This is a genomic window from Sulfurospirillum multivorans DSM 12446, assembly GCF_000568815.1.
Lineage (GTDB): Bacteria > Campylobacterota > Campylobacteria > Campylobacterales > Sulfurospirillaceae > Sulfurospirillum > Sulfurospirillum multivorans.
Genome location: NZ_CP007201.1, coordinates 198,507 through 218,414, shown reverse-complemented (window position 1 = coordinate 218,414; position 19,908 = coordinate 198,507). Strand labels below are relative to the sequence as shown.

Genomic DNA, 19,908 nt, shown 5'->3' with positions numbered 1-19,908 from the left:
TTCTCCTATTACTCTTTTACATGTAAAGATAATCCATGTTTTATATTCTCAAGCATAAAAGCATCGCCAATTTTCAAATAAACGGCATTACTAGGAACTTTTAGCTTCAGCGTTCGTGTCGATTCTTCCGATTTGACATCACTGAGTAGATGCAAATTTTCATCAAAAAAGACAACATCGGGAAACCAACGATCACCTGAGTGAACGGTTATGGTGACCTCTCTCCTATTTTTCACATCAATCCAATAAGGCTTTAAAGGCTTGCCTAAGGGTGTTGTAACACCACTTTCTACCTTTTTAGCGCCCAGATAAGCGTTACTTGAATCAATGTCATAAAACCAGTAATGGTCTTCATTTTTTACGATATTCGTTACAGTGCATCCTCTAGCCTCAAGGGCATTCGCGAAGGTTTCAGGATCGACGATATGCTCGGTTTGAAGGTAAATCTCCCATACGAAACCCGCACTATCGCGCAGTGCATTGTTTGTTAAAAAATAGTTATACCCCATCGCTTCAAGGGATTCATTCACAATTTTGAGAAAAATAAGCGGATCACTTTGTGTACGAAATGCCAAACGTAACTGGATGGGTCTATCGTATAAAAGTTGGAGCAACCCATTTTTTTTAAGCGTTGAAATCACTTTGACACTGTCCACTTCACCATTGGGTTTTACAAAGGTGCTATTTTGCGCAAAAAGGACTTGAATTAGGTTTTTTTGTGTTTCATATTTTGAAGCACCCACAAAACTTCGAATCTTTTCTTGAAGGCTCTGCGCCCCAAATAAAGAGAGTGAAAGGATGAGAATAAGACATAATTTTTTCACCAGTTTTTGCCTCGATTGAGCTCTACAAATTTCTCTTCAGAGATTTTTTTCATTACACCATTTTCCACTAAGAAACGAGTTGATCCTTGTTCACTAAAATCTTCCACACTTCCATCGTAGGAGAGTTTGAAAAAGCCATTTCCTGTTTTAATGATTTGATTCTTACTTAAATCGATGGTAATATTTTGATCGTTGGTACTCTCATTACGGCTAAAGGTTTCAAGATTGACACGACCAATCCAAATACGTTTTGTTGGCATAATGATTGCATTATTGTGAGGAACTGTATTGATCAACGTCGTATTGGATTCTGGAAGCATTGGCAGAGGTATGCTTGAAGCATTGCTATCATTCCCTTCTGCTTTACGTGTTAAATTCTCATCAATACTGACCACAACAGCTTCCACGGTGCTATTGCTACTGTTCGTTTCAACAACACGCTCTTCCACTTTGACACCTAAAGATGTCGCTGCTTCTTGAACGATAGGGGCACTTTGAAAAGCGCTGGTCTGATTGGTTTCAATTTTGGCTTTATCCAAAAGAGCCATAAGATCAATAGTAATCTCACCGTTAAAAATAGAGACAACACCAAAGATGCCTGCAATTAAGAAGATAAAGAGAAAAAGCCATGCCCCTTTTTTAGAAGCGCGATCGCTTTTAGCGCGAATAAAAATCCTATCTTTATGAGAATCCTCTTCAACACTGTGCTCAGCCCAGTAATCATAAAAGCCTTCAAGCCAATCGGTTAAATCAAGCTTGTACTCTCTGGATAAGATTTTGACAAAGCCTAAAGTATTGACTTGATTAAGCTTGTCATACTGATTGTTAACCATGTATTCGAGTTGCTTGACTTCAATATGGGTTTGTTTGCAAACCTCTTGTAAACCAACCTTTTCTAAGACCCTGATATCCTTATCCATTGGCAATCCTATCACACAGTACCGCGGCAGCTGCGCTTACGTTTAAAGAGTCAAATGCTCTTGTCATTTTGATTGAAATAAGTGTATCCAATCGCTCTTTTACCTTAGGAGACAAACCCTTGCCTTCGCTTCCCATAATCAAAGCCCGTTTGGGTGCAAAGGTGACCTCTTTCACATCCACGCCACTCATGTCGGCGCCATAGAGTGTAAACCCTATTTGCTTGAGTTCATTGAGCATATCGCGTGTTGAAGGACAAAGTGCAATGGGCAATTCAAATGCAGCAGCACTGCTAGTACGCAAAATTGCCTCCAAGTTGCATGTTTTCATACCACTTAAGATCAAGCCATCCGCCCCAAAGGCATACGCACTGCGTACAATAGCACCAATATTTCCCACATCGGTGACTTCATCCAAAATGACCAAGAAAGAGCCATGCTTTATTTCATTAAACGAAGCAAGTTCAAAATCCTTAATCTCAGCAATAAAGCCTTGATGGTTTCCTCCATGACACAACGCTTGTGCTTTTCGCTCATCAATGGTGCAGATCTTTTGCGTGACACGCGCAATCTGAGAGAAGAGCTTAGGGTCACACTGCTTGGGCAAGAAGACCGTTTCAATCCTTGAAGGATAGTGATTTAACAGATGTAAAAAGAGTTGTTTTCCATAGATTATCATGGCAATTATTGTATCCAAACTGGCTTAAAATAATACTAGCTTGAATGTAAAATACCATTTTTAAGAGTTTACATGTAACAAAAGAGGGACATTAATTTTGAAGTTTCGTATACCACTCTTTGATACTCTCTCCGGTGAGTTTGGAAAGCAGTTTGGCTTTTTGTTTTGGAGGAAGGTCAAGATCAATCAAATCTTCTTTGGTAATGGCTTCACCACCGTGCTTTGTTTCAGGCGTAATCACTACGACCCATTCGCCTTTGAGATTCGCTGTTTTAGACGCTTTTTGCACCTCAAGTGCAGTTCCAAAAAAACGTTTTTCATACAGCTTGGTTGCCTCTTTGATCGCAAATATCTGACGGTTGGGGGCAAACTGGGCGAGTTCTTCAATCAATTTCTCAATCCGATGAGGCGACTCATACACAATCACCGCGTACGGAGCGTTCAACACCTCAAACAGCTCGTTTTGACGGTCCATTCCTTTGTGCGATAAAAAGCCATAAAACAAAAACTGATGGGTTTTAATGCCGCTGGTGACATACGCTAGTAAGGCAGCATTCGCACCTGGGAGGATCTCATACGCTAGGGCATTTGCTTGGCAAAAACGTACCAATGCAGCGCCTGGATCGCTGATACCGGGCATGCCTGCATCACTAAGATAGCCTACATGCTCTTCAAAGATTTTTTTATCAATACTCGCTAAAACAGCCTCTTCGTTATGTGAATGCATGGAGATAAAATTTTGGATCTGAAAGGTTACGTTATGTCTTTGAGCAAGGAGGGAGAGAAGTCTTTTAGTGATTCTGGTGTCTTCGCAGAAAAGGGTTTTGCACTCCGTTAAAAGTTTAAGGCTTCTAACGGAGATGTCATCTAAATTTCCTATAGGGGTAGGAATGAAATAGATCAATGGGTTTAAGAACTATTTTAAGCTATATTTTTTCTTAAATTTCTCAACTCTACCTGCAGCATCTACGATCTTCTCACTGCCCGTGAAGAACGGATGGCATGAACTGCAAATGTCAATTCTTAACTCGGCTTTGTTGGACATAGTCTCGAAACTATTTCCACATGCGCACGTTACAACACATGGTACATATTCTGGATGAATATCTTTTTTCATAATGCTTTTCCTTAATTGTTCATAAAAATAAAATCTATTATTTGGCACGTCTTGCCAAAGGGTGCAAATTATAGCACAAAAGATTCATTATTTCAAGTCATGCCAATATTTTGGAAGCCGCAGCCACTACTGCCGTTTCACTTCGTAAAATTGTGTTACATGTAAGACCCACAATCGGTTGAGTTTGAAGTAACAATCGCTCTTTTTGGCTAAATCCGCCCTCCGGTCCAATCAAGATTGAACTAATCGCTTCATCGCCCTTTAATTTGACCTCTGAAAAGTCCAAGACATGACTTTTCGGATACGCTTCTAAATAGGTTTGAAGCGAAGTAAACACTTCGATTGGCATCAATAAACTTCGCCCACACTGTTGGGAAGAGTTGATCAAAATACGCTTCATGCGCTCCAAGTCCAGTTTATGCCCTTTTTGCGAAAATTCGGCATAAACAAAACTGATCTTAGAAACACCGAGTTCATTGAGCATCGGAAGTGTCTTTTCAATGATCTTAGGATCGATGATACTCCAACCTACATGTAAAACGTTTGAAGGCATCAATGGCAACTCTTTTTGAGACACAAGTGCGAGCTCTGCCTCTTTTTTACCAATCTGGGTAATTTCATACTCATAGATAAACGCATCTTCTAAATTTCGCCACGAAAGCTTCTCTCCCACGCTGATACGACGCACTTTAAAGAGATGTTCGTATTCCCTCGTATCTACTTTGAGGAGTGGCTCACCTGCACGGGGATGATAGACAAACTGCATTTAATGCACCGTATAAAAGAGCGCGCTTGTGAGCACGAGTGCGAGTAAATCGAGCGTGTATTTTTTAATGGCATAACGTTTATAAGCGCTTTGAGACGCTTCGGTTCGCTCCAATTTTTTGTACATTTTATGCCCTCTGATGCCAAAAGCGACAATACCAATCCAGACAACAATCATCACCCACACCGAAAGCGAAAAGGTAAATTGACGCACTGCCATGACAATAATGCCTGTGAAAAAGATGGCGGAGAGGACGATGTAGTATTGAGGAGCAATCAGTTCAAGTCTTTTGGAGAGTTTAAGAAATGTTTTGTCACTTTTGAGCAAATAGAGATTGAGTGCGATGAGTACGACTAAAAGGATGATAAAAACCAAATGCAGTTGACTCGATAATTGGATCAGTTCTTCCATAATGAAAAATCCTTCAAAAAATAATCACAGATTCTACCCATTTTAGTATAATAGTACCCATAAATCATAAGGTTAAACCATGCCTATTTCGTACCAAGAAGCGCTTCAGATCATTCAGACGCAGATTCAACCTTTACATGTAAACCAAACATTGCCTCTTTTAAAAGCGATCAACCGCATTTCCAGTAGCGATGTTTACGCCAAATTTGCGCTCCCAAAACATCCGATGAGCCTGAAAGAAGGCTATGGCATTGCATTTGAGCCAACTACCCTTACCTACACACTTTTAAATCCACCCTATCCTACGCCCATTCCGTTGGGGTACGGTGTTAGGCTTTCCACGGGGGAGAGCATTCCCGAAGGTGCCGATACCATTATTGCCGAAGAAGATGTCTTGGTTGACCACGATGAGTGCATCAAAATTCCTTTACATGTAAGCCAATCCCAACACATCAAAAAAGAGGGCGAAGACATTTCTAAGGGAGAGTTGTTGTTGAAAAAATATGAGCGCATCAGTGCGCAAAAAATCACCGCCCTCTCGTCACAAGGCATTAATACCGTCAAAGCCGTTCAAAGACCAACGGTAAGTATTTTAAGCATTGGCTCTCAACTCGCAACGGGCGAAATTCATAACTCCAATGCGATGAGTTTAGCGGCACGGGTTATCGAATTAGGGGGGAAAGTAGGGGAAATTGTTATTGGCGAAGAGGATGACGCTAAGATTTTAAAAGCACTGCAAGAACTGGTTGGCAAAGCAGATTGTGTGATAACAACGGGAGCACTCAGTCGTCACGATGCGATGCGCCATCTCTTGGAGACCAAAACACTTCTGCCTCTTTTTCACCAAGTCCGCATTACGCCTGCTAAGCCAAGTGCACTGACACTTTTTGAGAACACGCCTATTTTACATCTTCCAGGACTTCCGCTGGGGTGCATGTTGGGATTTGAAATGTTGGGTGTTCCACTGCTTCGACACCTGCAACACCGGCATTGCATTATTCCTGATTTTATCACCTGCATCAACCAAAAACGCATTACATGTAAAGATAATTCGATGAGTGCCATTCCAGGTTACAGCGATGGAAGACACTTTGTATGCGCTCCCTATTACGAGGCAGGACGGCTTAATATCCTCAGTCAATGCAATGGTTATACCCTAAGCGAAGGCAAAGAGAGTATAGAAGAAGGCGAAGAGATCCCCTTCTTCTATTTTACTCACCCACCCGTTTCGTAAAAGGCGCGACTTGATGTCTCATTTTGATCATCATCGCTCCATTTATTCTTTTCAGGTTTATTGCGGAGTACCTCTTTTAAAATCTCAGCCGCTGCGGCAACATCGCCTTTATGCACCGCATCTTTGATACTCATCGCCTCATCGAAATAAAGACAGGGTATGAGCATGCCCTCTGCGGTGAGTCGAATACGGTTACAATCTTCACAAAAATCGTGTTTATGCGGGTCAATAATGCCAAAAACATACCCATCATCCAACTCAAAAAGATGCGCAGGACTGGGTCCCACACGGCCTATCGCTTTAAAGGGGTATCGTTGCGCGATCAGTGCTTGCACCTCATCGCCACTCAAACCTTTGAGTTGCTCTTTGGCATGGGTGTTTTCCATGTATTCGATAAAGCGAATCGACATGCCACGCTCTTTCGCATATTCAAGCACATCTAAAACCTCATCAGCGTTAATGCCTTTAATAGGCACCATGTTAATTTTAACATTGAGTCCCACTTTGAGTGCTTCTTCAATACCGGCTTGCACTTTAGCTAAGACATCTTTTTGCGCCATTTTACTGGCGACCTCAGGCTTTAGGCTATCCAATGAGATATTAACGCGTTGAAGTCCAGCATTTTTGAGTTTTTGCGCCGCATCTTTGAGTAAAAAACCGTTGGTCGTGAGCGCTAAATCCAATCCACTCTTGTGCTGATTGATCATGGCGATAAATTTATCTAAATCGGTTCTTAAAAGAGGCTCGCCTCCAGTGATTCTGATCTTGGTGATGCCTTCATCAATGGCGACTTTTACAAATAAAAAAAGTTCTTCAAAGCTCAGTAAATTCTCTTTAGGCACCCATGAAAAAGGCTTTTCAGGCATACAATACTGACACCTAAAATTACACCTCTCCGTTACGGAAACCCTTAAATAAGTGACGTTTCTTCCAAATCCATCCACTAACATTTTTGTTCCTTGTTACTTTAATGCGGAGGTCATTATACATAAATATCCACAATATAGATTGCAAAAGTGATTCTCAGAACTTTCAAGCTATTTCTAAAATTGATTGAGCTAGAATGTGTGACATTTTTTAAATAATCTTTGCAAGGAGTATAGGTATGCAAAAGCCTATTCCCAATAGTAAGGAACATTCCGTAAGTGCGGATGCCTTTTTGGTTTCTAAAACCGATATCCATGGCAAAGTCACTTACTGCAATGAACCTTTCATCAAAATCGTAGGTGCGAGCGAGCAAGAAATTCTTGGTAAACCTCACAGTATTATTCGTCATCCTGATATGCCTCGCATCATCTTTAAACTGTTATGGGATCATGTCAAAAATAAAGAAGAGATTTTTGCGTATGTTAAAAATCTTAGTTTTGATGGAGGATGTTACTGGGTGTATGCCAATGTCACCGCTTCAACCGATCAATCAGGCAACATTATCGGGTATTACTCCGTCAGACGCAAAGCCAATCCTAAAGCGTTAGAAATTATCAAACCTCTGTACGCCAAATTACTTGAATTGGAAAAAACAGGCGGCATCGATGCTTCACAAGCCTATATTACCGATCTACTCAATCAAAAAGGAGTCAGCTATGCAGAGCTTTCTAACACGCTTCAACGACTCTAAACTGACTTTTTTTGCTCTTTTCGTTCTCATCGCTTGTGGAAGTTACTTTGCAGGCTATACCGATACGATGGCGACGTCTGGATTGCTTCTGGGTGTGGGTGTCGGCTCTTTTTTTGGAAGCCGTAAGAGTATGCAGTGTGATGTTGACATCTATGAAAAAGTGCTCAATGTGGTTAAAGAGGCGGCTAAAGGTAACCTAGAGCCTCGTGTCGTTAATGTCAATCCCAAACAACCGATGAGCGAAGTGGCGTACGCCATCAACGATCTGTTAGACCAAATGGAAGCATTGATGAGAGAGACAAAAACCTCTATCGAATCAGCTAGTCAAGGCAAAACGTATCGTAATATCTTTAACGAAGGGTTCCGTGGACTCTTTGCGATTAATGCACGTTATCTTTCCCAGGGGGTTAGTGGCATCTCAGAAGGGCAAAAAGGAAAAGCCAGAGGCATGCTCTCTTCGGCATTCTCAGACCTTGGCAATGGAAATAACGGTGTGATTAGCATTCAACAAGACCTCTCCAACAGCATTCAAGAGATGTCGCAAATCACTGAAGTTTCCAATATGACCGCTGAAAAATCCAATGATAGTTTAGAAACTGTCATCGAGCTCTCTTCAGGCATTCAAGAGCTCCTAGAACTTTTAGCCAGCACCAATGAGGCGATTACTTCTTTGAGTGAACGCACTTCGGAAATCTCTTCTGTGGCAAACCTCATTAAAGACATCGCCGATCAAACCAATTTGCTCGCACTCAACGCCGCCATTGAAGCAGCACGTGCAGGTGAACACGGACGTGGCTTTGCCGTTGTTGCGGATGAAGTGCGAAAGCTTGCTGAACGTACCCAAAAAGCGACGCAAGAGATCGCCATGACGATTCAAACCTTGCAACAAGAGACCAATGGCATTCACTCCAATTCGGATCGTATTAGCGTTATTGCTAACACGAGCGGTCAAAATGTCATTCACTTTGAAGATGCACTGCGTGCCTTTAACAAAGATGCTAATGCTACAGCGGACATCTCGTATAAGCTTGAAAATAAAATCTTTACAATTTTGGCGAAGATCGATCATGTTGTCTATAAAACCAATGCTTACTCTGCCGTTCTCAATGAAAAACAAGATATTGCATTCTCAGACCATGAGACGTGTAGGCTTGGAAAGTGGTACCAAGAGCCTACGACTCAACAGCGCTTTGGTAGTACCAAATCGTATCCGATGCTTCACGAACCGCACAAAACGGTGCATCACTCTGTGCTTGAAAATATGCAACTGCTTAAAAATGGGTATACCAGTGAGACGATTTCACACTTCATTAACAATTTTAAAAAGATGGAAGATGCGAGTACCAGCCTCTTTACTCTTTTAGATTCCATGATCCAAGAATCCGCTTCGGAGTGCCGTTCTACAGGGAAGTAAGTACTTAAAACGGCTTTACATGTAAAGCCGTTTTACATTATTTTAAATTTGCCAATTTCAACACAAGATCAACTTCACCAATGCCAATACGTAAATCTTTGGCAATTTCAGCTTCGCTTCTGCCTTTGGCGTATTGGGAAACGATCACTTTTTCATTCGAGCTTGAAGGCGACGAGGAGGCAAATCCCATCTCTTTGGTACGGCTCTCCAAACGATCAATGCGACCACTTTGCTCATCTCTGAAATTTTGCATAATTTTTTCAACATCTTGGAGGGAAGCCACCAGAGGAAACACGCTTTGATGGATCTCCTCTTTTACACTCCCAAGAATCTTACTCTCCAACGCCTTAGCATCGAGTGCAGGCTCTTTAGAAGCGGAAGTGAGTTCGTTTAATGTCTTATTGAGCACATGATTTTGGTAGTTCAGCTCTTCGATGCTTTTTTCATAAATCATCAGTTTTTTATTGACCTCGATATCGCGAATATAGACCATTAAAAAAATGATCACCACAAGGGCTGCTAATGCTATAAAGGCGAGGGTTTCAATACTCACTTTGATTTCCTTTCATTTGGCGTATCATCACACGCTCACACGCTACCATATAAGCGTTCCAATCGTTCTCATCATCTTCGTGCATCATCACAATTTTACCGATGCTCTGCGTGTGCGCTTCAAAAAAAATGGGAATCTGACGCCTTGGAAACGTTGGCATATCAATGCGTGCATAATAGCTCTCGTTTAATTTTAAAACAGCGCTATCAAACTCAATGTACCCATGCCCAATCGCTTTGAGATTTCCGTGCATCGCTAAAGGCACATACAACGGTGTGTCACTGGTCGACAGATGGGTCAATTTATCGATTTTGCGGTGCAGTTCAATCAACAGTGTTAAAAGTACCTGATCGCTCGCTTCGGCTTCTTTGCGAATTCTAGAAGATTTGAGCCAAACGCCTAACGGGTCATCATTGATCTGCAAAAGTGTGTAATACTCTTGCATCAACGGTGAATTTTCCACATCACTTGGCTCAAAGGCGATCTTTAAAAAAGCGGTCACGAAACGAATGGTTTCCATATTCAGATCCTATCTAAAAAGATCAAGGCAAAAAAGATGATTCCCAAATAGCCATTGAGCGTGAAAAAAGCGCGATCAATTTTGGAAAAATCTTTGAGCACAATGCGATGTTCAAAAAAGAGCACAATCGCAGAGATTAAAACACCCACATACGCCAAAAATCCAAGATCAGCGCTGAGCACAAATAGAAACCAAAACAGTACGGTTTGGGCATGAAACAGCCGTGAGATAAAAAAAGTCGCCTCTTTGCCAAAGCGGGAGGGAATCGAGAAAAGTCCATTGGCTTTATCATACTCCATATCTTGCAAGGAGTAAAGCAGATCAAACCCTGCCACCCAGTACATCACCCCAATGGAGAGTAAAATCGACCACAACGGAATGGATTCTTGAATCGCGACGACACCCGCAATAGGTGCCAATCCAAGCGAAACTCCAAGTACCAAATGTGCATACGGTGAAAAACGTTTAAACAGGGAATAACCGCCCAAAATAATCAAAATTGGAATGCTGAGGTAAAAGGCAAGATCATTAATAAGATATGCGACGACAATAAAAACAATAGCATTGAGCGCAATAAAAAGCTGCATATTGAACGTACCAATGCGTCCATCGACACTCGGGCGATTGGCGGTTCGTGGATTGTACTTATCAATATCGCGATCGGCATAGCGGTTAAATGCCATCGCAAAATTACGCGCACTTACAGCGGCGAGTAGTCCAAAAATTAACAGTTTAAATCCAAACCAGACGGTGCCACTTTGCGCTTTGGAGGAGACAATCATCGCCACGAAAATAAAAGGGAGTGCGAAAACGGAGTGTTTAAAGACGATCAAATCACTAATATCTTTGAGTTTGAGCCAGAGTTGTTGCAATACTAACCTTTACGTTTAAGATGGCTTGATTTTACAACAAAACCCTTTAAAAGTGTTATAATTGCACGCACAGCACCGCTAAAAGGCGCAAAAGTACAACGGTACTCAGACTTACATGTAAGAGAAACTCATTGAAAACCATCGCTATTTTAGGACCAACGGCTTCAGGTAAAACAGCACTTTCCATCGAATTGGCGCTGAAATATAACGCACATATTGTATCGCTTGATTCGCTCAGCATCTATAAAGAGATTGATATTGCTTCTGCAAAACCCACCCTTGAGGAGCGACAAGGCATAAAGCATTTTGGGATGGATGTTCTTTTGCCCAGCGAGCATTTTGATGTCACGATGTTTTTTGAGCTCTTTAACGAAGCAAAACACGAAGCTTTGCGTGAGGGGAAAAATCTGATCATCGTAGGTGGTACAGGTTTTTACCTCAAAGCGATGATGGAAGGACTCAGTATCAAGCCTGAAATATCTTTATATGTAAAAGAAAAAATCGATCATCTCCTGCTGAATCTCGAAACATCGTATGCGCTCATAAACGCGCATGATGAGGCATTTGCGAGTAAAATTGCTTCCAGTGATCGTTACCGCATCGAGAAATGGTTGGAGATCTTTTTGACAACAGGTGAAATTCCCTCAGCCTATCTTTTGCATGCCAAGCAAGCGCCTCTCATTAAAGAGGTTGCCCTGTTTGAAATTGATACGCCACGAGAAATTCTTGCGCAAAGAATTGCACTGCGCACGCAGAACATGCTCACACAAGGTTTGGTGGATGAAGTCTTTGGGTTGGAAAAACGGTACAGCAGAGCGCCCCAATGTATGAAAGCGATTGGCATCAAAGAGGTGTTGGATTATTTCGATGGGAAATTGACGTTTAATGCTCTTAGCGAGCGCATTAGCTTTAATACAATTCATTTAGCCAAACGCCAACGCACCTTCAATGCTTCGCAATTTCCGCCGCATCCCAAAGGCGATGTGAATGATCTTTTTGGCGCCATTGAAACGCATTTTAAATCTTAACAACGATAAAGGTAATCTCATTAAATGAAAATAATCGACCAAAACTACATCAACGGCGAATTTAAAAAAATTGATTCGAGCAAAAGCTTAACGCTGAAAAATCCTACAACCGAAGAGGAAATCGCTCAAATTTATTTGAGCATGCCTTCTGAAATGGACGAAGCCATTCATTGCGCAGCGACGACGTTTGAATCCTTTTCAAAAACGTCGATTCAGGAACGAATGGAGATTTTACAGCATATTCATGATGAACTGATCAAGCACGAAGAGAGACTGATTGACTTAGCCGTTTTAGAATTTGGCGCGACGATTACCACGACACGCAGACGAACCAAAAATGCTATCAACCTCTTTTTAGCGATCAAAGAAGAGCTTAAAAGCTACGATTTTATCAAAAAAGATGACTACTCCATAACAATCAAAGAGGGCGTGGGCGTCATTGGCGTGATCATTCCGTGGAATGCCAATCTAGCGCATTTATGTAGTAATATCGCTCCTGCCATCGCACTTGGATGTACACTGGTGATTAAACCCAGTGAATTTAATGCCCTTGAAACCCAAGCGTTTTTAGAGTGTTTGCACAGAGCCAATGTTCCCAAAGGTGTTGTCAATGTCGTTCATGGCACCGGTGAGAGTGTCGGTGAAATTTTAACAAAACATCCGCTTGTCAATGCTATTTCGTTTATTGGAAGTACCAAAACAGGCAAAAAAATTTTTGAAAACTGCTCTAAAACCATTAAACGTATGACCCTCGAACTCGGTGGAAAATCCCCTACGATTCTTTTAGAAGATGCGAATTTAGCCAAAGTGATTCCTCATGTCTTAAGCAGTGCCTATAGCAATAGCGGGCAAGCGTGCCATGCAGGCAGTAGACTTTTAGTCCCCAAAGCAAAATTGAACGAAGTCAAACGGCTACTCCTCGAAACGATCCAAAAACTCACAATCGGCGATCCAAAAAACGAAGAGACAAAGATTGGTCCAATGATCAACCAAACCCAGTTTAATACGGTACAAGCCTACATCAAAAGTGGTATTGAAGAAGGGGCGCAGCTTTTGTGCGGTGGACTTGGAAGGGTTCAAGAATTTGAGAAAGGCTATTTTGTCAAACCAACCGTTTTTATCTGTCACGATCAAACATTAAAAATCGTGCAAGAAGAGATCTTTGGCCCCGTTTTATGCGTTCTACCTTACGAGAGTGAGCAAGAAGCGCTCAGCATGGCAAACGACACTCTTTTTGGGCTCTCTGCATATGTCTTTTCAAGCGATGAAACGAAGGCGTATGAATTTGCTAAACAGATACGAAGTGGAAGAGTTCTGATCAATACTGCTGCATCAAAGGCAAAAAACCCTCCCTTTGGTGGCATGAAACAATCAGGTCTAGGCAGAATGGGTGGACGCTACTCCATGGACGCTTTTTGCGAGATCAAGTCTATATTGTTTTAATAGAGTTCTTACAGAACTCTGAACACGTTTTTAAAGCAAAGCTCAAAACGAAGTTTCTGTGAAAAAACTACGTTAACACTGGGTTTACTTCGGCAGTAAGCCCACGCACCTTTGGTGCTTTTTACTTCTTACAAAATACGTTTTAAGGCATTAAATCAAGATTTTGTTGGCAGATATTTTTCCATGAGCTGTTATCGTTAATGGCGACGCACTGTGTAAAATACGATTTGGCTTTAGCCGTATCTTGCAATTTTAAACTGAGCTCTCCTGCTTGATAGAAGAGTCGTATTCTATCTTTAGGTGTTAAATTTTGAGGTAGAAGCGACTCTGCGATACGTAAAGCCTCTTCATCTCGACCCAAACGCTTTAGCGCATCCACATAACTAAACTCCAGTGTGGGGCTAAGGGCTGTGGAGTTAAACTTCTTTTGCATCTCAAGGCTTGCCTCTGCGTATGTTACGAGCAGAAGATCGTTTTTAGCATCACTCGCCATTTTCACAATCTCATAATAGATATCCAAATTGCTCGCTTCATTAGGATAGAGAATTTTAATACCCTCCGCCAACGAAGCGGCACCTTCAAGGTTTTTGAGTTTGACCAACGAGAAGAAAAGATCGCGAATCGTCTCTAGTCCAATGGTTTCTCTGAGTGAAAAAGAGAGGGTTTTCAGATCTTCTTTAAACGCAAGTGCTTCTGGGTATTTGCCCATTTTAAAGAGTGCTTGAACCTCTTTTTGAGCCCAGTAGTACCTGTTTGAAAGAGTGCTGTCTTTAAGATGTGCTGTTGAAATCTCCCTAGCTCGATCAAAGCGCGATACACGCATAAAACATTGAAAAAGTTTCTCTTCGTATTCAGGCTCAGTAATTTGAAGTTTATAGGTTTCAATGAGATTGACCACAGTATGGCATTCATCTTTCTGAAGTTGTTGCAATGCCAAAGCTTTTGCCGCTTCATAGACCAACTCTTCAGGCTTAATTTCAAAGCGGTCCGGTACGCGCTCAAGCTCTTTTTGAAGGTTTAAAACCTCTTCAAATCGCTCTTGTTTGAGCAATAATTTTGCTTTTTCAAACAGCGCTTTTTGCCCAATTTCATTGTTGTATTTTTCGATCAATTTATCATAGTAATTGGCAAGTTTTGTCTCATTGTTTTCGTTCCGTTTAAAAAAGAGCTCATCCAAACTCTCCGTTACTTCTTGAACATAATCACCACTGTTTTTATAATAGACATCTTGCAAAACTCAAATAAAAGGCACTAAAAATGCTTGGCAAGAGGCATGAAAAAATATGAACAAATGCAAAAGCATAAACCCAAAGATTTTAAGCGCCATATTGGCGTTAATGAAGAGACATTTAACGCAATGATAGAGGTGTTTAGGCAATACGATGAGAATCGTAAAAAAGGATTAGGTGTAGGAGGGAGGAGATCTCTTTCACCAGAAAATAAAGTACTTTTGATGCTTGGCTATTATCGTGAGTATCGCACCCTTGAACATATTGGATTTGATTATGGTGTGAGTGAATCAACGGCTTCAAGGATTGTATGTGAAGTAGAAGAAGTGTTGATTAAGTCTGGTAGATTTTCATTGCCAAGCAAGAGAGAACTCTATAAAAGTGATGTTGCCCTCTCTTTTGTTGTCATTGATGCGACAGAAACGCCTTGTCAAAGACCCAAAAAAAGCAAAGAGAGTACTACTCAGGTAAGCAAAAGCGTCATACCCTTAAAGGACAGATTGTGATTGATAAAGAGGAGAGGATTATGTGTGTGCATACCGCTAAAGGTACGACACATGATTTTAGACTGTTTCAAGAATCTAATCTCCCCTTGATGCCCAAGACCTGTGTTTATGTTGATTTGGGATATCTGGGTATTGCCAAAGAACATAGCCATTGTCAAATTCCCCATAAAGCCTCCAAACTTCATCCTTTGAGTGAGGAGCAAAAAGAGGAAAACAGACAAAAAGCAAGTGCTAGAATATGTGTTGAACATGTGAATGCTAAAATCAAAACATTTCAGATACTCACCCAAAAATACAGAAACAGAAGAAAACGATTCAATCTACGCTTTAATTTGATATGTGGATTAATCAACTTTGACCGTGGTTTTGCTGTGGAATACAAATGAGTTTTGCAAGATGTCTAATCATTTAAATACTCTTGATAGCGTGCATGTGCCGCTTCCACCTCATTGGCTTTGGCATGCCAATCTCCACTCTCTTTAAGTAAGAGCTCTCGATTATCCTCTCGCTTCGATGCGTTATCTAAGAGCAAATCGGTAATCTTCGCCGCTAAGTCATACAGCCGATGTTCAAAAAGTCTTCGTGCTAACTTATAACTGGCCTCTTTGTCTTTAAGAAGATACTGCGCATTGACATTGAGCACTTTTAGCAGATACTCTTTAGCCTCTTTCATCTTACCCGCATCCATCTGATGATCACTCAAGCGAATCGCCGCTTCGGATGCTATGTCCAAATCTTGCGCGCTAAAGAGAACATCGAGGTAGAGTTTCATCGCCTTATCTTTCTCTTTTTTAAGGAAAAGATTATCGGCATAGAGCAAAATGGCACGTTTGGTAAAAAGACTATCGGGATGCTCGCTGATTAAAATATCAATAAAATAATTGGTATCCGATTTAGAGCCACTTTTGATATACGCTTTGGTCATCAACATTAACACTTCAGGAATATTCTCATCGCTGGCAAACTCTTTTGTCCACCGTTTACCCACAGTGATAATGTCATTTTCATTGAAAGCGAGATTATCGGATTTGTCTTCACCTTTAGCGCTCAAGACTTTATCCATGGCGCGCATCTGATACAGTTCCAGTTCACTTCGAAAAATCGAGTTAGGAAAAAGCGTTAAAACACGTTTGACATCTTTCACCACATTATCATAATAACCACTCTCATACGCCTTCTTAATCTCTAAATAGAGCCCTATATCTTTGCTTTGTGCGTATGAAATAGGAGCACCATTGAGATCAAGTGCGCCGATGTAAGGCTTTTGATATTTGGGGAATTCAACAGGAAAGTCAATTCCATCTTGAACACTCTTCTCTTCATAAAGGGGTTTTTCTTGCAAGAGAATCGTCCAGTGGGAATAAAGCTTCTCTTGAGGTTTCGTTAAAATCTCACTGGTCGTATAAAGACTCTCTTCCACAGGGATCAGTTTTGAATCGACTTTTGGCTCAATCGCGACATAAAACAGACCCTCTTTTTCATAAAAATCAAGCTCTACGAGCTTCATTTTCTTCGAATCTATGGGTTTGTCAATGGGTCGATTGATCGTACAAATGTAGTGTTTTTTATCGAGGGCATCAGGGATTGTTTGGCATAAAAAGGGCTTTGCATCCATTACATGTAAGATGGCGTAATTCACCCTACTCTCTTTTCCACTGTTTAAAACAATCTCCAAAGCGAAGAGTTGTACCGATGCTAAAAGGAAGATTAAAATAGATTTCATGCGTGCATTATAGCAAAATAAGGGGTTTTTCACCCCTTATTAAAAACCGCTAGCGATCACATATTTGGTAATAACCATTAATAAAGGATCCACGAAAACAATCGCAAAAATAGTGAAAATAACCGCAACACCCACAATAACTTTTAATGGGGTTGACGCATTGGTGGCATACAACTTTGCATCGATAGTGACAGGCTCTTTTAAGAACATGTAAATGACCAACTTCATGTAATAGTACACCGCAATAGCACTGTTGAGCGCGATGATAACAGCTAAGAAAATAAACTCACTGTTAATCGCAGCACTGATCAGATAGAGCTTACCCCAAAAGACAGAAAAAGGTGGCATACCCGCAAGTGCAAACATGAAAATACCCATAATCGTTGCCGTTGTAGGCATAATCTTGACCAAGCCAGAAAATTTGGTGTAGGGGTGTTGATAACGCTCATCCCAAAGATTTTTACGATGTCGGACAATCCAAAGCATTGTAAATGCGCCAAGGTTGGTAAACATAAAAAGCGTCCAATAGAGAAAAAGAGCAGTATTGGCTTGGGTTGTTCCGATTAAAATGGCTGCCATCATAAAGCCCGCATGCGAAATGGAGCTAAAGGCTAACATTCGTTTGACATCTTCTTGCACAAGAGCTGTAAGATTGGCTAACGTCATTGTGAGCACTACGGCTACGTAAAGAATGTGCTCTACCCATACCACACCCGAAGCTACGAGCATCTCAAACAGACGCATTGCGACCACAAATCCTGCGATTTTTGGTACAACGGACATATACCCAGCCAGTGGTGCTGAACTTCCTTCGTACACATCAGGTGTCCATGTGTGTGATGGCACCAAGGAGAGTTTAAATCCAAGCGCACCTAACATAAATACCGTTGCCGCTAACACACCAATAAGTGGCTCAAAATGACGCGCCATCAGTACTTTTTCGATCTGATAAATCTCAACACTCCCCGTGAGAGCATAAAAAATAAGTGCGGACATTCCGTAAAATCCAGCCGCCAATGCACCCATAGTGAAGTATTTAATCGCTGCTTCAAAGGCTTTAGCACGGTTGTGTAGCGCAATGAGTGTGTAAAGCGCAAGGCTTGAAGTTTCTAATCCAATAAAAATCAAAATGAGATTGTCGCTGACCACCATACATTGGAACCCTACGATCATAAACATAAAGAGGGCGTAAAATTCTGCCATTCGAAACTCTCTAAAGTGGCGATGACTTAACGAGAGCGGTAAGAAAAGAGCCGAAGCGACTAAAATAATCACTTGTGCCATTATGGCAATGCCATCGACCAAAAGCACATCAAAAAATCCACGTGAAGGACCTGTGTAGCCAATCACCGCGCCAAAATCCAAGATAATGAAGAGCACTGTAATCATCGTTAAAAAACTACGATTGAGCCCTTTAACCGCTAAATCAGCACAAATAACCGCTAGGGCACCCACAACAAGAATTGCCATAGGAAGAAGCGCAGGCAGATTGAGGCTTGCGACATCAATGATAATAGGCTCTAACATTAGTAGGCTCCTCCTATCGTATTGGCTTTAAACAACAGATCTTTTGTCTCTTGCACAACCGCTTTTTGATCCATGAGTACCAGCATCTTTTGAACACTCATATCAATCACACTGAGTACGGGTTTGGGATAAACACCCAAAATGACGACCAGTGCCACTAACGGAATCAGTGCCGTTAACTCTTTTGCGTTAAGATCTTTGAGGGTTCTATTCTCAGCATGCACGACTTCACCAAAAAAAGATTTTTTATACAAAACGAGCATGTAAACTGCACCCAAAATAATGCCCGTTCCCGCCAACAATGTCATTACCCAGCTAATGCGGTAAAACCCTGCTAAGGATAAAAACTCCCCAACAAATCCGATGGAAAGAGGAAGTCCAACAGAGGCCATCAGCATAATGCCGTAGATGGTTGCAAAGTTTGGCATCACGGAAGCCAGACCTCCAAAATCACTCATAAGCTTCGTATGACGGCGATCGTAAATGACCCCCACCAGCATAAACAGAGCGCCACTGACAATACCATGGCTCAGCATCAAGAAGATGGAGCCTGTAATGCCCTCAGCATTCATTGCAAACGTTCCAAGGATGACAATACCCATATGCGAAATCGAACTGTAGGCAATCACCTGTTTCATATCTTTTTGTGCATACGCAATCATCGCCGCGTAAATCACCATGATGATACAAATCACCGCCACAGGGATCAGAAAATAGACCGACGCATCCGGAAATAGCGGGAGTGAAAAACGGACAAAACCGTAACTTCCCATTTTAAGAAGCACGGCTGCAAGGATGATCGAACCAATCGTTGGGGCTTGACCGTGCGCATAAGGCAGCCATGTATGAAACGGGAACATCGGCACTTTAATCGCAAACGCTAAGAAGAACGCTCCAAAAAGCCACAGTTGCGTCTCAAATGGTACTTGCAACAAATACCAATCTGGCAATGCAAAACTCCAAATACCCGTTGCCTCGTGGTATAAAAAGCCCATATACAAAATGCCCACAAGCATTAAAACGGAGCCTGCAAAGGTGTAGAGAAAGAATTTTATCGAAGCGTACATACGGTTCGCACTTCCCCACGCACCAATGATATAGAGCATCGGCACCAAAGAGAGTTCCCAAAAGGCGTAGAACCAAATCACATCCAAGATCACAAATACGCCCACCATCGTCATCTCTAAAAAGAGCACGGAGATGATAAGGTTTTTAATCTCTTTTTCGATACTCAGTGCAATAAGTGCGATCATCGTAATAAAGGTCGATAAGATCACTAAGAAAAGGGAAATACCGTCCACGCCAAGATAATAACTCATACCATAGCTTGAGATAAAAGGATAATACTCGACAAATTGATAGCCAGCATTGGAACCATCATAGCCAATCCATAAAATAATCGAGAGAAAAAACTCAATCGCACTGACACTGATACCATACGCTCGAATGCTCTCTTTAACGACCAAAAAGCCTAAGAGCCCTGCAATTGCAGGGAAAAATACAAGAAGTGATAAAATATGTTCCATC

Annotated in this window: 22 protein-coding genes; 7 read left to right on the top strand and 15 right to left on the bottom strand. The window is 41.5% G+C overall.

The features are described 5' to 3' along the window. Nucleotides 1–8 precede the first annotated feature (8 nt). The 7 genes from SMUL_RS01135 to SMUL_RS01105 form a co-directional block, all read right to left on the bottom strand. Nucleotides 9–824, bottom strand: a complete 816-nt coding sequence (locus SMUL_RS01135; RefSeq protein WP_025343431.1) for a hypothetical protein — start codon at nt 822–824, stop codon at nt 9–11. Continuing rightward, nucleotides 821–1,744 carry a hypothetical protein gene (locus SMUL_RS01130; RefSeq protein WP_025343430.1) on the bottom strand — a complete coding sequence of 308 codons (924 nt, stop codon included), beginning with the start codon at nt 1,742–1,744 and terminating at the stop codon, nt 821–823. Before SMUL_RS01130 ends, SMUL_RS01135 begins: the two co-directional genes overlap by 4 nt. Beyond that, nucleotides 1,737–2,420: a 23S rRNA (guanosine(2251)-2'-O)-methyltransferase RlmB gene (gene rlmB, locus SMUL_RS01125; protein WP_025343429.1), complete on the bottom strand. Its 684-nt coding sequence runs from the start codon at nt 2,418–2,420 to the stop codon at nt 1,737–1,739. Before rlmB ends, SMUL_RS01130 begins: the two co-directional genes overlap by 8 nt. A gap of 91 nt (nt 2,421–2,511) precedes the next feature. Continuing rightward, complete coding sequence (rsmI, locus tag SMUL_RS01120; protein ID WP_025343428.1) at nt 2,512–3,324, bottom strand: 16S rRNA (cytidine(1402)-2'-O)-methyltransferase; 813 nt, start codon at nt 3,322–3,324, stop codon at nt 2,512–2,514. 12 nt (nt 3,325–3,336) lie between these two features. After that, on the bottom strand, nt 3,337–3,537 hold the full coding sequence (gene rpmE, locus SMUL_RS01115; protein ID WP_025343427.1) for a 50S ribosomal protein L31: 201 nt from the start codon (nt 3,535–3,537) through the stop codon (nt 3,337–3,339). Between the two features lie 97 nt (nt 3,538–3,634). Then, the gene (locus SMUL_RS01110; RefSeq protein ID WP_025343426.1) at nt 3,635–4,303 is read right to left on the bottom strand and encodes a 16S rRNA (uracil(1498)-N(3))-methyltransferase; all 669 of its coding nucleotides are present in this window, start codon (nt 4,301–4,303) and stop codon (nt 3,635–3,637) included. After that, nucleotides 4,304–4,714 carry a hypothetical protein gene (locus SMUL_RS01105; protein ID WP_025343425.1) on the bottom strand — a complete coding sequence of 137 codons (411 nt, stop codon included), beginning with the start codon at nt 4,712–4,714 and terminating at the stop codon, nt 4,304–4,306. A 79-nt stretch (nt 4,715–4,793) separates the two neighbouring features. Here SMUL_RS01105 and SMUL_RS01100 point away from each other — a divergent pair, with 79 nt between their 5' ends. Then, complete coding sequence (locus tag SMUL_RS01100) at nt 4,794–5,948, top strand: molybdopterin molybdotransferase MoeA (RefSeq protein ID WP_025343424.1); 1,155 nt, start codon at nt 4,794–4,796, stop codon at nt 5,946–5,948. On the opposite strand, the gene moaA is transcribed toward SMUL_RS01100, so the two are convergent. Continuing rightward, a complete protein-coding gene (gene moaA, locus SMUL_RS01095; protein ID WP_025343423.1) occupies nt 5,930–6,898 on the bottom strand; it encodes a GTP 3',8-cyclase MoaA in 969 nt (322 codons plus the stop codon). The genes SMUL_RS01100 and moaA overlap by 19 nt on opposite strands. 167 nt (nt 6,899–7,065) lie before the next feature. Here moaA and SMUL_RS01090 point away from each other — a divergent pair, with 167 nt between their 5' ends. After that, nucleotides 7,066–7,566, top strand: coding sequence for a PAS domain-containing protein (locus tag SMUL_RS01090; RefSeq protein WP_025343422.1), 501 nt, complete (start codon nt 7,066–7,068; stop codon nt 7,564–7,566). Continuing rightward, complete coding sequence (locus tag SMUL_RS17780; protein ID WP_025343421.1) at nt 7,532–8,980, top strand: methyl-accepting chemotaxis protein; 1,449 nt, start codon at nt 7,532–7,534, stop codon at nt 8,978–8,980. The genes SMUL_RS01090 and SMUL_RS17780 overlap by 35 nt, the downstream gene beginning before the upstream one ends. A gap of 37 nt (nt 8,981–9,017) precedes the next feature. Here the strand turns inward: SMUL_RS17780 and SMUL_RS01080 are convergent, their stop codons facing one another. Genes SMUL_RS01080 through mqnP form a run of 3 tightly spaced genes read right to left on the bottom strand, consistent with a single transcriptional unit; the run spans nt 9,018 to nt 10,925 of the window. Then, a complete protein-coding gene (locus SMUL_RS01080) occupies nt 9,018–9,533 on the bottom strand; it encodes a DUF6115 domain-containing protein (protein ID WP_025343420.1) in 516 nt (171 codons plus the stop codon). Next, complete coding sequence (locus tag SMUL_RS01075) at nt 9,523–10,053, bottom strand: hypothetical protein (protein ID WP_025343419.1); 531 nt, start codon at nt 10,051–10,053, stop codon at nt 9,523–9,525. Before SMUL_RS01075 ends, SMUL_RS01080 begins: the two co-directional genes overlap by 11 nt. 2 nt (nt 10,054–10,055) lie before the next feature. Then, nucleotides 10,056–10,925 carry a menaquinone biosynthesis prenyltransferase MqnP gene (gene mqnP / locus SMUL_RS01070; protein WP_025343418.1) on the bottom strand — a complete coding sequence of 290 codons (870 nt, stop codon included), beginning with the start codon at nt 10,923–10,925 and terminating at the stop codon, nt 10,056–10,058. A gap of 131 nt (nt 10,926–11,056) precedes the next feature. On the opposite strand from mqnP, the gene miaA reads away from it, so the two are divergent. Together miaA and SMUL_RS01060 are read left to right on the top strand one after the other, a co-directional pair. After that, entirely contained in the window at nt 11,057–11,953 is an 897-nt protein-coding gene (gene miaA / locus SMUL_RS01065) for a tRNA (adenosine(37)-N6)-dimethylallyltransferase MiaA (RefSeq protein ID WP_025343417.1), read from the top strand. 24 nt (nt 11,954–11,977) lie between these two features. Next, complete coding sequence (locus SMUL_RS01060; protein ID WP_025343416.1) at nt 11,978–13,396, top strand: aldehyde dehydrogenase family protein; 1,419 nt, start codon at nt 11,978–11,980, stop codon at nt 13,394–13,396. Between the two features lie 142 nt (nt 13,397–13,538). On the opposite strand, the gene SMUL_RS01055 is transcribed toward SMUL_RS01060, so the two are convergent. Next, nucleotides 13,539–14,630 (bottom strand): hypothetical protein, encoded by a 1,092-nt coding sequence (locus SMUL_RS01055; protein WP_025343415.1) that lies wholly within the window; start codon nt 14,628–14,630, stop codon nt 13,539–13,541. A gap of 39 nt (nt 14,631–14,669) precedes the next feature. On the opposite strand from SMUL_RS01055, the gene SMUL_RS01050 reads away from it, so the two are divergent. Together SMUL_RS01050 and SMUL_RS01045 are read left to right on the top strand one after the other, a co-directional pair. Then, nucleotides 14,670–15,131: a transposase family protein gene (locus tag SMUL_RS01050; RefSeq protein WP_025343414.1), complete on the top strand. Its 462-nt coding sequence runs from the start codon at nt 14,670–14,672 to the stop codon at nt 15,129–15,131. After that, the gene (locus SMUL_RS01045) at nt 15,053–15,517 is read left to right on the top strand and encodes a transposase family protein (protein WP_084613060.1); all 465 of its coding nucleotides are present in this window, start codon (nt 15,053–15,055) and stop codon (nt 15,515–15,517) included. The genes SMUL_RS01050 and SMUL_RS01045 overlap by 79 nt, the downstream gene beginning before the upstream one ends. A gap of 14 nt (nt 15,518–15,531) precedes the next feature. Here the strand turns inward: SMUL_RS01045 and SMUL_RS01040 are convergent, their stop codons facing one another. From SMUL_RS01040 to SMUL_RS01030, 3 genes are read right to left on the bottom strand one after another with little or no spacing between them, the layout of a single operon-like run. Continuing rightward, a complete protein-coding gene (locus SMUL_RS01040; RefSeq protein WP_025343412.1) occupies nt 15,532–16,854 on the bottom strand; it encodes a tetratricopeptide repeat protein in 1,323 nt (440 codons plus the stop codon). 39 nt (nt 16,855–16,893) lie between these two features. Next, a complete protein-coding gene (gene nuoN / locus SMUL_RS01035) occupies nt 16,894–18,381 on the bottom strand; it encodes an NADH-quinone oxidoreductase subunit NuoN (RefSeq protein ID WP_025343411.1) in 1,488 nt (495 codons plus the stop codon). After that, on the bottom strand, nt 18,381–19,907 hold the full coding sequence (locus tag SMUL_RS01030; RefSeq protein ID WP_025343410.1) for an NADH-quinone oxidoreductase subunit M: 1,527 nt from the start codon (nt 19,905–19,907) through the stop codon (nt 18,381–18,383). The genes nuoN and SMUL_RS01030 overlap by 1 nt, the downstream gene beginning before the upstream one ends. Between the last annotated feature and the right edge of the window lies 1 nt (nt 19,908).